The following is a 12,324-nucleotide window of genomic DNA, read 5'->3' as shown; positions in this document are numbered from 1 at the left end:
CCGGGCTGCGATTGTGTAACGGCTTCACGCCCGGCTACCCTGCGGGCCATGTTCCGTCGTGCCCGCCCGCGTCCGTCCCTGCTGCTCCGCCTGCTGATGCTGGTGGTGGTCGGGGTGGGCGTGTTCGGCAGCTCGCTGGCCTCGGCCTTGGCCGACATCCACCTGACCGTCCACGCGGACAGCAGCGACGTGCATGGCAGCCTGGATGACGCCGCCGCCAATGTGGCGGACGACGACGACGGCAAGGAAGATTGGCTGCATGCCCTGGTGCATTGCGGCCACTGCCATGGCCACGGCGGCGTGCTGCCGATGGCCGCGATGGCCTGGAGCCTGCCGGCGGCCCCCAGCCACGGCGTGCCTGCCGGGTTGATCGCGCAACTGCGCACCCAACCGCCCGAGAACCTGCTGCGTCCTCCGATAGCGATCTGATGCCCTGCGGCCGCGCGGCCGCCGTTTGCCCTCTGATCGCTTTCTGGAGACTCCCATGTGGATGCGTCTGGCAGCCTTGGCTGCCATTGCGTTCGTGCCGTGCGTGTACGCACAGGGCACGACACCTGCTGCACCGTTGACCCTCGACGACGCCATCGCGCGCGTCGCCCAGTACCACCCCGACCTGCGCCTGGCGCAGGCGCAGCGCCCGGTGTGGGAAGCCCGCCGTGACGCGGCCGGCCTGTCGCCCCCGCTGACCCTTGGCGTGGAGCTGGAGAACGCACTCGGCAGCGGTGACACCCGTGGCTTCGATGCCGCCGAAGTCACCGTCACCCTGGCCGGCGTGCTGGAACGCGGCGGCAAGCTGGATGCCCGCCGCGCCGTGGCCCAGGCCAATCTGGACAGCCTGGCCCCGCAGCGCGAAACCGCGCGGCTGGATTTGATGGCCGAGGTCGCCCGCCGCTATCTGGCAGTGACCGACGCGCGCCAGCAGCTGCGCATCGCCGAGACCGATATCGAGCAGCGCCGGCGCGCCGTCGCCGCCGCGCGACTGCGCCTGCAGGCCGGTGCCTCGCCCGAGTCGGTGCTGCTGACCGCGCAGGCGATGCAGGCCCAGGCCGAGCTGGACCGCGATCGCGCCCGGCAGATGGATCAGTCCGCGCGTGCGGCGCTGTCCGCACTGTGGCGCCAGCGTGAGCCCGGTTTCGACGTGGTCACCGGCGACCCCATACAGCTGCCCGCGCTGCAGGACTTCGCCGTGCTCGCCGAGGAACTGCAGCGCACCCCGGAACTGGCGGTGCTGGCCGGTGAGCGTCGCATCCGCGAAGCGCAGGTGCAGCTGGCCCGCACCCAGGCACGGCCCGATGTCAGCTGGCAGGTGGGCGTGCGCAATTCGCGCGATACCCGCGACACCTCCCTGGTCGCCGGTTTCAGCCTGCCGCTGGGCAGCGTGCGCCGTGCCGACCCGGAGATCCGTGCGGCCGAGGCCGAACTGGCGCTCAACAGCGTGGAGCGCGACGCGCGCGCGCTGCAGCTGTACGCCACCCTCGCCGAAGCGCATGGCCGCTACCTGACCTCGCGGCTGGAAGTGACCCGCATGGGGCGCGACGTGCTGCCGCAGCTGCAGCGTGCCGAGAACGCTGCCGAGAAGGCCTGGCGTGCCGGCGCGATCAGTTACCTGGAATGGGCCCAGCTGCAGGCGATGCGGATCGACGCACGCCAGCGCCAGCTCGACGCGGCCATCGCCGCACAGACCGCCCTGATCGAACTCCAGCGCCTGACCGGCCAGAGCATGGTCGCCGCCACCGACACCGTGTCCACGGAGGACCGCCGATGACCCTTTCCCAGACCCGTACCGCGCTGGCCGCCAGCCTGTTGATCGCGCTGATGGCGCTCACCGGCTGCGGCGGCGCTGAGCCCGCTGCGGCGCCGGCCAACGCGGCCGACGAGGACGCCGGCCATGGTGAGGCTGGGCACGACGATGACCACGACGATCACGACGCCCCGGAACGCACCACCATCGCCGCGGCCATGGCCGAGCAGGCGGGCATCCGTGTGGCACCTGTCGTCGCCGGCACCATCGCCGACGAACACGATGTGCAGGGGCTGCTGACCCCGGTCGATGGCCGCGTTGCCCAGGTGATGGCGCGCTTTCCCGGCCCGATCCGTTCGCTGCGCGCCAATGTGGGCGACCGCGTGCGCGCCGGCCAGGTAGTGGCCAGCATCGAGAGCAACCTCAGCCTCACCACCTACACCGTGACCGCACCGATCGGTGGCGTGGTGCTCGCGCGCCAGGCGCAGGTCGGTGGGGTGGCAGGCGAGGGCACGCCGTTGTTCGAGATCGGTGATCTGTCCACGTTGTGGGTGGACCTGCATATCTTCGGCAACGACACCCAGCACATCACCGCCGGCGTGCCGGTCACCGTGTCACGCATGACCGACGGCGTCAGCCAGGCCACCACGCTGGAACGCGTGCTGCCCGGCACCGCGACCGCCAGCCAGAGCACGGTCGCGCGCGCCACGCTGCGCAACGACGACGGCCAATGGCGGCCCGGTGCGGCCGTCAAGGCGCGCATCGTGGTGGCCACCACGCCGGCCGCGCAGGTGGTGCCGTTGAGCGCGCTGCAGACGATGGACGGCAAGGACGTGGTGTTCGTGCGCGAAGGGGACACCTACACCGCGCGTGCGGTGACCCTGGGGGCGCGCGATGCCGGCAAGGTCGAAGTGCTCAGTGGCGTGGCCGTCGGCGAAGACGTCGTGGTCGAGCAGAGCTACGTGGTCAAGGCCGACATCGGCAAGGCAGGGGCATCGCATGAACATTGATGCGTTGCCGCGCCCCGCACACGGAGGGCGCTCCCATGCTTGAGCGCATCCTCCGCGCCGCCATCGCCCATCGCTGGTTGATGATGGCCCTGACGTTGGTGCTGATCGTCATCGGCAGCTGGAGCTTCACCAAGCTGCCGATCGATGCCACCCCGGACATCACCAACGTCCAGGTGCAGATCAATACCGCGGCCCCCGGTTACTCGCCGCTGGAAACCGAACAGCGCATCACCTACCCGGTGGAGACGGTGATGGCCGGCCTGCCGGCGATGGAGCAGGCCCGCTCGCTGTCGCGCTACGGGCTCTCGCAGGTGACCGTGGTCTTCAAGGACGGCACCGACATCTACTTCGCCCGCCAGCAGGTCGCCGAACGCCTGCAGCAGGTCAAATCGCAGATTCCCGACGGCCTGGATCCGCAGCTGGGCCCGATCTCGACCGGCCTCGGCGAGATCTTCATGTACACCATCGACGCCGATCCCAAGGCGCGCAAGGCCGATGGCACGGCGTACACCGCCACCGACCTGCGCACCCTGCAGGACTGGGTGATCCGGCCGCAGCTGCGCAACGTGCCCGGCGTGACCGAGGTCAACACCATCGGTGGCTTCCAGCGTCAGGTGCACATCACCCCCGACCCGGCCCGGCTGCGCGCGCTGGGCTTCACGCTGGAAGATGTCGCGCAGGCGGTGGAGACCAACAACCAGAACGTCGGCGCCGGCTACATCGAACGCAACGGCCAGCAGTTCCTGGTCCGCATTCCCGGCCAGGTCGCCAACCTGGAGGAGATCGGCAACATCGTGCTGGCCCGCCGTGAAGGCGTGCCGATCCACGTGCACGACGTCGCCCAGGTGCAGGACGGCCCGGAGCTGCGCAGTGGCGCGGCCACCCAGAACGGCCATGAAGTGGTGATGGGCACGGTGGTGATGCTGATCGGGGCCAACAGCCGCGATGTGGCCCAGGCCGCGGCGGCGCGTCTGCAGCAGGCGCAGGCCAGTCTGCCGGAGGGCGTCACCGTCACCGCCAGCTACGACCGCACCGCGCTGGTCGACCGCACCATCGCCACGGTCGCCAAGAACCTGATCGAAGGCGCCTTGCTGGTGATCGTGGTGCTGTTCCTGCTGCTCGGCAACTTCCGCGCGGCGTTGATCACCGCGGCGGTGATTCCACTGGCGATGCTGTTCACGCTGACCGGCATGGCCCGCGGTGGCGTGTCGGCGAACCTGATGAGTCTGGGCGCGCTGGACTTCGGCCTGATCGTCGACGGGGCGGTGATCATCATCGAGAACTGCCTGCGCCGCTTCGGCGAACGCCAGCACGCGCTCGGCCGCGACATGACCCGCGACGAACGCTTCGCCGAAACCGCCAGCGCCACCGCCGAGGTGATCCGCCCGAGCCTGTTCGGTCTGGGCATCATCACCGCGGTGTACCTGCCGATCTTCGCGCTCACCGGCGTGGAAGGAAAAATGTTCCACCCGATGGCGATCACCGTGGTGCTGGCCCTGACCGGTGCGATGGTGCTGGCACTGACCTTCGTGCCTGCCGCGATCGCGCTGTTCCTCGGTGGCCGTGTGCAGGAGAAGGAGAACCGCCTGATGGCCTGGGTGCGCCGGCGCTACGAGCCGATGCTGGCCTTTGCCCTGCGGCGCGGCCGCTGGATGGTCGCCGGTGCGCTGGTGCTGGTGATCGGTTGTGGTCTGCTGGCGACGCGGCTGGGCAGCGAGTTCGTACCAAACCTGGACGAAGGCGATGTCGCCATGCACGCCATGCGCATCCCCGGGACCAGCCTGACCCAGTCGATCGAGATGCAGAAGCAGATCGAGAACCGGCTGGTGCAGTTCGCCGAGGTGGACAAGGTGTTCTCCAAGATCGGCACGCCGGAAGTCGCCTCCGATCCGATGCCGCCCTCGGTCGCCGATACCTTCATCATGATGAAACCGCGCAAGGCCTGGCCGGATCCACGCAAATCGCGTGCCGCGCTGCTGGCCGAGCTGGAAGACGCGGTGGAGCAGCTGCCCGGCAACAACTACGAGTTCACCCAGCCGATCCAGATGCGTACCAACGAACTGATCTCCGGCGTGCGTGCCGACGTGGCGGTGATGCTGTTCGGCGATGACCTGGAGACGCTGCTGTCGGTCGGCAAGCGCATTGCCGCGGTAGCCGGCACGGTGCCGGGCGCGGCCGATGTGCGGGTGGAGGAGACCAGCGGCCTGCCGCTGCTGACTGTCACCCCCAACCGCACCGCGTTGGCCGGCTATGGCTTGAATCCCGGCCAGGTGCAATCGACCGTGGCCACCGCCGTGGGCGGGCAGGTGGCAGGGCAGTTGTTCGAGGGTGACCGCCGCTTCGATATCGTGGTGCGCCTGCCCGAAGCACTGCGCCAGGACCCGGCCGCACTGGCGGACCTGCCGGTGTCGCTGGAGACGGCGCTGGCCGACGACGCCGACGAGTCCAGCCGCACCGGCAGCTGGACCAGCGGCAGTGCACGCACCGTACCGCTGCGTGAGCTGGCGACGCTGAGCAACAGCGAAGGGCCGAACCAGATCAACCGCGAGAACGGCAAGCGCCGGATCGTGGTCACCGCCAACGTGCGCGACCGCGACCTGGGTGGATTTGTCGGCGATCTGCAGCAGGCGATCGGGCGCGATGTGCAGGTGCCCAACGGCTACTGGATCGAATACGGCGGCAGCTTCGAGCAGCTGATTTCGGCCAGCCAGCGCCTGTCGATCGTGGTGCCGGTGACGCTGGCGATCATCTTCGCCCTGCTGTTCTGGGCGTTCGGCTCGGTCAAGGATGCGGCCATCGTGTTCAGTGGCGTGCCGCTGGCGCTCACCGGCGGCGTGCTCGCGCTGGCCCTGCGGGGCATTCCGCTGTCGATCTCGGCCGGCGTGGGCTTCATCGCGCTGTCCGGTGTGGCGGTGCTCAACGGCCTGGTGATGATCAGCTTCGTGCGCAGCCTGCGCGAGCAGGGGATGCCGTTGCCGCAGGCGGTGCGCGAGGGCGCGCTGGGCCGTCTGCGCCCGGTCCTGATGACCGCGCTGGTGGCCTCGCTCGGCTTCGTGCCGATGGCCTTCAATGTTGGTGCGGGCTCGGAGGTGCAGCGCCCGCTGGCGACCGTGGTGATCGGCGGCATCCTCTCGTCCACGCTGCTGACGTTGCTGGTGCTGCCGGTGCTGTATCGGTGGTTGCACCGGAAGGGGCCTGACGCGGTTTGAAGGATGGGTCCGCACGTGATGCCACGTGCGGACCTGGCTGCCTCACCAATGCGCTGGCTTGTCGATGGGCTTCTTCCCGGTCTGGATCCAGTGAGGCAACTGACATGAAAAAACCGCCGTTCGGCGGTTTTTTCGTCCCAAGCCGTTTAGCCAACTGAATGACGACGGCGAGGGCGGGGTCGTGTGGCCACTACAGCAGTCCGTTGCCATGGCGGTCAAATGGCGGGGTCACACCTTGAGGCCGCCTCATCCACTTGGCGTTTATCGATTTCCTGCCAGCCATTGCTGGATCAGATCGGCTGCTTTGGCCACGCCAGTTTCCATGCCCATCGCCCTTCCCAGAGCAGCAGCCCGTTCACGCGTTCCGGCGTGTTCGACGAAGCCAATGGCCCGCGCCAGCGTGTTGGCATCCAACCGCTTCGGCGACAACGCCGCCGGCGCCACGCCCAACGCCTGCAACCGCGCCGCCCAGAAAAACTGGTCGGCCGCGAACGGCATCACCAGCGATGGCACCCCGGCCCGGCAGGCCGAATGCGTGGTGCCGCTGCCGCCGTGGTGGATCACCAGCGCGCAGCGCGGGAACAGCGCCTCGTGTGGGGTTGGCCCGACCACGAACACGCGGGCGGGCAGGGGGGGGCTGGGCAGCCCCGCCCAACCGGGGAACAGCAGCACCCGGCGGGGGGCCAGGGCGTCCAGCAGCGCTGGCAGCACGCGGTCGCGATCAAAGCCGGTCATGCTGCCAAAGCCCAGGTACACCGGGGCGGGCCCGGCGTCGAGGAAGGCCTGCAGGTCCGGCGGTGGTTGCCAGGGGCTGTCCGGCAGGCGCCATTGGCCGCAGATGCGATGGTTGGCGGGCCAGTCCGCCGGTTGCGGCAGCAGGCTGGGCGAGATGCCGTATAGCATCGGCAGGTCGCGCCAGAGGCTGCGTCGCGGCGACATGCCCAGCGCGTGCCGGGCCTGGTTGATCGGCTGCCGGAAGGTGCGCCAGACCGCCTGGTTGACCAGCCCGTAGCTGAGCCGGTTCAGTGCACCCGGCAGGGGCAGCCGGGGCAGGAACGGGGACGGGAAGGCGGCCGTGGGCGTCAGCGGGATCATGCCCAGCCCGATCGCGGGCAGGCCATGCCGCTCGGCCACGGTCATACCCACGAAGGCGGCCAGCCCACCGGTCAGCACCGCATCGCACCCGGCGGCAGCCGCATCGGCCTGCCGGGTCCACGCCGGCACGTGCCGGCGCGCCATCCGGGCCAGTCCGCGCGAGGCGGCCAGCGTGTTGTTGCCACGCGACACCAGCGCCACCACCTCGTCGTGGATGTCGCCTTCCAGCGCGGCGTGCGGCACGCCCAGGGCGCGCGCGCTGCCCAGGGTGCCGCCCTCGGCCAGCAGCATGACCTCGTGTCCGGCGGCCATCAGGCCGTGGCAGAGCATGACCAGCGGGCGGGTGTCGCCTTCGGTGCCGTAGGTAAGTGCCAGCAGCCGCATCGAGGGGGCCAGGGGAAAAGGGGCGGCCAGTATCGCCATCGCCCGTGGGTGGCGATGCGAACACGGGAGGCCGTCCCGGCACTGACAGACCACCATGGCCCTGTGGACAACTTGCGCCAGACACCGGCCTGCGGCATAATGCGCGGCTCGCTGTGTCCAGAAATCTCTGGATCGGCGGCCGGGAACACGTCATCCGGTCCGCCCTCGACAGCGTAACCCTTTGATTCTCATGACGTGTGGCGGGAAACCGTCGAGGCCGCCGTCGCCCGGGCTATGGGCTGACAACTACTTTTATCGAGGTGCGCAATGTCCCGCGTATGCCAAGTTTCCGGCAAGCGAGTGCAGACGGGTAACAACGTCTCGCACGCCAACAACAAGACCCGCCGTCGTTTCCTGCCCAACCTGCACGAGCGCCGCTTCTGGGTTGCCAGCGAAAACCGCTGGGTCAAGCTTCGTGTTTCCGCGCATGCCCTGCGCACCATCGACAAGAACGGTATCGACTCCGTTCTGGCTGAGCTGCGTTCGCGCGGCGAAAAGGTCTGAGGAGTAAACGATCATGGCAGGCAAGCGCGATAAGATCCGTCTGATTTCGACGGCCAACACTGGCCACTTCTACACGACGGACAAGAACAAGAAGAACACCCCCGGGAAGATGGAATTCCTGAAGTACGATCCGGTCGTGCGCAAGCACGTCCTGTACAAGGAAGGCAAGATCAAGTAATCCGCAAGGGTTCTTGAGCTTCCCGACGAAAAACCCGCCCTCGTGGCGGGTTTTTTTGTTGGGCCGGCGATACGTGGCGCCGGCCAGCGGCCGGCACGACCGGTTGCATGCAGCGGCCCATGGCAGAATGCGTTTCCCTCCCGACGGGCGACGCGATGCTGTTCGAGTGGCTGCTGGGTTCGTGGTTGTTGATGCTGGATTGGCTGATCCGGCTGGCCGCGCTGTTGTGGATTCCCAGCCGCACCACGCCCGGTGCCGCGCGCAGCTGGCTGCTGCTGGTCGGCTTCGTGCCGCTGCTCGGGCTGCCGCTGTATCTGCTGTTCGGCCACCCGTGGCTGTCGCGCCAGCGCGTGCAGCGCCAGGCCGAGGCCTCCCAGGTGATCCGCGAGGAGCAGGCGCTGCAGCCGCCGCTGCGCTGGACGCCGCCGCCGGAGACGGCCACCGCCGAGATCGTGCCGCTGATCGAGCGCCAGGGCGATTTCATGCCCATCCACGGCAACGCGGTGGATCTGCTCAATGACTACGACGCCTCGCTGCAGGCCCTGATCGAAGACATCGACCAGGCCCGCGACCGCGTGCACCTGCTGTATTACCTGATGTTCGATGACGCGGTCGGCGAGGCCATCGTGGAGGCGCTGCAGCGGGCGGCCGCGCGCGGTGTGCATTGCCGCGTGCTGCTCGATGCAGTGGGGGCCAAGCGTGGGCTGCGCCACTATCGCCATCGCCTGCAGGCGATCGGTGTCGACGTGCGCGCGATGCTGCCCGGTGGTCTGCGCTGGCGGCGCAGTGGCCGCATGGACCTGCGCAACCACCGCAAGATCGCGGTGATCGACAACCGCGTCGGTTACATCGGTTCACAGAACCTGGCGCGGGCGCAGTTCGTCGCCGGCTTCCCGAACAAAGAGCTGGTCGCGCGCGTGCGCGGTCCGGTGGTGGCGCACCTGGAAGCGGTGTTCGCCAGCGACTGGTACATGGAAACCGGGCAACGCCTGGATGTGCTCACCGCCGTGCCGGTGTGCTCGGCCGATGTGCCGACCCAGCTGCTGCCCAGTGGCCCGGCATACCCCTTCAGCAATGCGCGCGATGCGGTGAACGCGCTGATCCATCTGGCGCGCCGGCGAATCGTGCTGGTCACGCCGTACTTCGTTCCCGATGAAGCGACCTTGAGTGCGCTGCGCATCGCGGCGCTGTCCGGCGTGCAGGTGCAGCTGATCCTGTCGGCCAGCACCAACCAGCGGCTGACCTCCTGGGCGCAGGAGGCCTACTACGATGAGCTGCTGCGCAGCGGGGTGCGCATCGCGCTGTACGAACCGCATTTCCTGCATGCCAAGCACCTGACCGTCGATGAAGACATCGCCCTGGTCGGCTCGATCAACCTGGATATCCGCTCGTTCGCGCTCAATGCCGAGATCGGCATGCTCTGTTATGACCCCGGCATGGTGCGGCAGCTGGCGCAGATCGAAGCCGACTATCTCGAGCAGTCACGTCAGCTCGATCTGGCGACGTGGCGCCAACGGCCGGCGTGGAAGCGCAGCCGCGAAGGCATCGCACGGCTGGCCGATGCCTTGATGTAGCCCGCTGTGACGCACGTGGACGGGCGGTCCACGCGCATCGCCTACAATCGAGGCATGACTGCGTCCGATACCCACCGCCAGTGTGATCTGGCCATCGTCGGCGGCGGCGCTGCCGGCGTCCTGGTTGCCCTGCAGGCCCTGCGCCATGCTGCGCGACCGTCACGCATCGTGCTGTTCGAGCCGGCTTCGGCGCTGGCCGAAGGCATCGCCTACGCCACGCCTTGGCCCGAGCACCTGCTCAACGTGCCGGCCGGCAAGATGAGCGCGCTGCCCGATCAGCCTGCGGATTTCCTCGATTACCTGATCGACAGCCAGGCGATTGCCGATGTGGCGCGCGAGGTGCTGGCGGACCAGTTCGTGCCGCGCCGCCATTACGCCGCCTACCTGCGTGAGCGCCTGGAACAGGCGTGCGAGCGCAGCGTGGCAGTGCTGGAGGTGGTCGAGCAGCCAGTGTTCGCGCTGGAGCCGACCGAACACGGTGTGCAGTTGCGGCTCGACGACGACGTGGTGTGGCGCGCGCAGCGCGTGGTGCTGGCCTGTGGCAACAGCATGCGACCACTGCCGGTGCCCGGTGCCGATGCCCTGCCGCCGGCGCAGGCGGTGGAGGCCTGGGATTACGACGGCGTGCGCGTGCTGGCCGGCGATGACGATCTGGCCATCATCGGCTCGGGCCTGAGCATGGCCGACAGCGTGGTGGCCCTGGCGGCCGCCGGACACCGCGGGCGCATCTTCGTGCTGTCGCGACATGCGCTGCTGCCATTGCCACAGGCGCACGGCGCAGCGGTCACCTTCGATCCGCAGCCCTTGTTGACGATGTCGCTGCGTCAGCGCGTGCGTGAACTGCGTGGGCAGGCCCGTGCCGCCGTGGCGCAGGGCATCCCTTGGCAAAGCGTCATGGACCGCATCCGGCCGATGGGCCAGGCATTGTGGTTGAGCCTGGGCGAGGCCGACCAGCGTCGTTTCCTGCGCCACGTGGTGCGCCATTGGGACGTGCACCGCCACCGCATCGCCGAATCGGTGCATGCCCAGGTCAGCGAGCTGGAGCGCAGCGGCCAGCTGCAGCGCCACCGCGCCCGGCTGGACACGCTGCTGGTGCAGGAAGGCGGGCTGCAGCTGCACGGGCACGGCCCGGCCGGCGGCCTGCCGCCACTGACGGTCAGCGCGGTGATCAATGCCACCGGCGTGGAAACCCGCGCGCTGTGCATGCGCAATCCACTGATCCAGCAGCTGCTGGCCGATGGGCATGCGCGGCCTGGTCCGCACGGGCTGGGGCTGGATACCTCGGTGGAGAACGGCGAACTGCTCGGTGCCGACGGCCAGCGTCAGACCCGCGTGCTGGTGGTGGGCAGCCTGCGCATCGGCACGCTCTGGGAAAGCCTGGCCATTCCCGAGTTGCGGATGCAGGCCCAGCAGGCCGCGCTGCGCGCGGTGGGCTGACTGCGACACCGTGCCTCGCGGCCGTGCGCGAGGCACACAAACACCTCATGCCTTCCCCTCGAAAGGCTCGGTGGTGGCGGCATGACGACGGCACTAGGCTCGTGTCTTTCTCACAGGAAATGACCATGACGCTACGTCCCGACAGGACCGCCCCCCGTGTCACGGCGACGACCCCATGGCGCCCGCTCGTCGTGCTGGGCGCAACACTGGTTCTGGCCGCCTGCCAGCGCCACGCCCCGGTCGATCCCGCTGCCTCGACCGCTGCGACGGTCGCGGCGCCCGTCGCCGTCACCGCACTGCGCGACATTCCCGCCTGCCCGGCGGGCGCCAGCGTGATGGAGGGATGGAACGACCGCGCCCCGCCGCGGCGCATTTTCGGCAACACATGGTATGTCGGCACCTGTGGGCTGGCTGCGGTGCTGGTGACCTCCGATCAGGGCCATGTGCTGATCGATGGCGGCACGACGCCCGCCGGCCCCCTGATCGAGGCCAATATCCGCACGCTTGGCTTCGATCCGCAGGACGTGAAGTATCTGCTGAACTCGCACGAGCATTACGATCACGCCGCCGGCCTGGCGCACCTGCAGGCGGCCACCGGCGCACCGCTGCTGGCACGCTCGCCCGCTGTGGCCACCCTGCGTAACGGCCGGAGCGATCGCAGCGATCCGCAGTTCCTTGAGGAAGGCTCGGCATTTCCAGCGGTGGCCGAGGTCATGGCCATCGGCGACGGCGAGGTCGTCCGCGTCGGTCCGCTGGCGCTGACCGCCCATGCCACCCCGGGCCACGCGCCGGGCGGCACCAGTTGGACCTGGCGGTCCTGCGAGGCAGGGCGCTGCCTGGACATCGCCTACACCGACAGCGTGAGTGCGATTTCCGATGCCCAGTACCGCTATCTCGATCACCCGCAGATGGTGGAGGCCTTCCGGCGCGGTCTGGATACGCTGGCGGCGCTACCCTGCGACGTGCATGTGACGCCGCATCCCCTGGGCAGCAACCTGTTCATCCGTCTGCAGGGCGACGCAGCCACCCCGCTGGTCCAGCCAGGCGCCTGCCGTCGCTACGCGCAGATGGGGCACACCCAGCTGGACACACGGCTTGCCGAGGAAGCCGCCGGACGCGCGCCCTGACGCAGGGAGGGTGCAGAGGGCGTAAA

At 69.0% G+C, this 12,324-nt stretch carries 10 protein-coding genes; 9 read left to right on the top strand and 1 reads right to left on the bottom strand.

What is annotated here, in order from left to right:
* The first annotated feature begins 48 nt into the window (after positions 1-48).
* The 4 genes from ABE546_RS14780 to ABE546_RS14765 are packed head-to-tail and all read left to right on the top strand — an operon-like array spanning position 49 to position 5,960.
* Positions 49-429, top strand: a complete 381-nt coding sequence (locus ABE546_RS14780; protein ID WP_346464275.1) for a DUF2946 family protein — start codon at positions 49-51, stop codon at positions 427-429.
* A 55-nt stretch (positions 430-484) separates the two neighbouring features.
* A complete protein-coding gene (locus ABE546_RS14775) occupies positions 485-1,765 on the top strand; it encodes a TolC family protein (RefSeq protein WP_346464273.1) in 1,281 nt (426 codons plus the stop codon).
* Positions 1,762-2,751, top strand: coding sequence for an efflux RND transporter periplasmic adaptor subunit (locus tag ABE546_RS14770; protein WP_346464271.1), 990 nt, complete (start codon positions 1,762-1,764; stop codon positions 2,749-2,751). The genes ABE546_RS14775 and ABE546_RS14770 overlap by 4 nt, the downstream gene beginning before the upstream one ends.
* Positions 2,752-2,786: 35 nt before the next feature.
* Positions 2,787-5,960, top strand: a complete 3,174-nt coding sequence (locus ABE546_RS14765) for a CusA/CzcA family heavy metal efflux RND transporter (protein ID WP_346464270.1) — start codon at positions 2,787-2,789, stop codon at positions 5,958-5,960.
* Between the two features lie 261 nt (positions 5,961-6,221).
* Here the strand turns inward: ABE546_RS14765 and ABE546_RS14760 are convergent, their stop codons facing one another.
* Positions 6,222-7,439: a glycosyltransferase gene (locus tag ABE546_RS14760; protein ID WP_346464268.1), complete on the bottom strand. Its 1,218-nt coding sequence runs from the start codon at positions 7,437-7,439 to the stop codon at positions 6,222-6,224.
* 306 nt (positions 7,440-7,745) lie between these two features.
* Between ABE546_RS14760 and rpmB the strand changes: the two genes are divergently transcribed.
* The 5 genes from rpmB to bla all read left to right on the top strand — a co-directional run bounded on the left by rpmB (position 7,746) and on the right by bla (position 12,298).
* Positions 7,746-7,982, top strand: a complete 237-nt coding sequence (rpmB, locus tag ABE546_RS14755; protein WP_019185625.1) for a 50S ribosomal protein L28 — start codon at positions 7,746-7,748, stop codon at positions 7,980-7,982.
* A gap of 10 nt (positions 7,983-7,992) precedes the next feature.
* Entirely contained in the window at positions 7,993-8,160 is a 168-nt protein-coding gene (gene rpmG, locus ABE546_RS14750; RefSeq protein WP_172407465.1) for a 50S ribosomal protein L33, read from the top strand.
* Positions 8,161-8,315: 155 nt separating this feature from the next.
* Complete coding sequence (gene cls, locus ABE546_RS14745; RefSeq protein WP_346464312.1) at positions 8,316-9,734, top strand: cardiolipin synthase; 1,419 nt, start codon at positions 8,316-8,318, stop codon at positions 9,732-9,734.
* Positions 9,735-9,788: 54 nt separating this feature from the next.
* A complete protein-coding gene (locus ABE546_RS14740; protein WP_346464266.1) occupies positions 9,789-11,171 on the top strand; it encodes an FAD/NAD(P)-binding protein in 1,383 nt (460 codons plus the stop codon).
* A gap of 119 nt (positions 11,172-11,290) precedes the next feature.
* Entirely contained in the window at positions 11,291-12,298 is a 1,008-nt protein-coding gene (gene bla, locus ABE546_RS14735; RefSeq protein WP_346464265.1) for a subclass B3 metallo-beta-lactamase, read from the top strand.
* Positions 12,299-12,324 lie beyond the last annotated feature (26 nt).

The sequence above is a fragment of the Stenotrophomonas sp. TWI377 genome (assembly GCF_039674525.1).
Taxonomy (GTDB): Bacteria; Pseudomonadota; Gammaproteobacteria; order Xanthomonadales; family Xanthomonadaceae; genus Stenotrophomonas.
The sequence above is the reverse complement of the archived record's forward strand: the minus strand, read 5'-3'. Positions and strand labels throughout refer to the sequence as shown.

Coding starts and splice junctions, on each gene's coding strand:
- ABE546_RS14780 (WP_346464275.1), top strand. CDS start 49: ATGTTCCGTCGTGCCCGCCCGCGTCCGTCCCTGCTGCTCCGCCTGCTG.
- ABE546_RS14775 (WP_346464273.1), top strand. CDS start 485: ATGTGGATGCGTCTGGCAGCCTTGGCTGCCATTGCGTTCGTGCCGTGC.
- ABE546_RS14770 (WP_346464271.1), top strand. CDS start 1,762: ATGACCCTTTCCCAGACCCGTACCGCGCTGGCCGCCAGCCTGTTGATC.
- ABE546_RS14765 (WP_346464270.1), top strand. CDS start 2,787: ATGCTTGAGCGCATCCTCCGCGCCGCCATCGCCCATCGCTGGTTGATG.
- ABE546_RS14760 (WP_346464268.1), bottom strand. CDS start 7,439: ATGCGGCTGCTGGCACTTACCTACGGCACCGAAGGCGACACCCGCCCG.
- rpmB (WP_019185625.1), top strand. CDS start 7,746: ATGTCCCGCGTATGCCAAGTTTCCGGCAAGCGAGTGCAGACGGGTAAC.
- cls (WP_346464312.1), top strand. CDS start 8,316: ATGCTGTTCGAGTGGCTGCTGGGTTCGTGGTTGTTGATGCTGGATTGG.
- ABE546_RS14740 (WP_346464266.1), top strand. CDS start 9,789: ATGACTGCGTCCGATACCCACCGCCAGTGTGATCTGGCCATCGTCGGC.
- bla (WP_346464265.1), top strand. CDS start 11,291: ATGACCATGACGCTACGTCCCGACAGGACCGCCCCCCGTGTCACGGCG.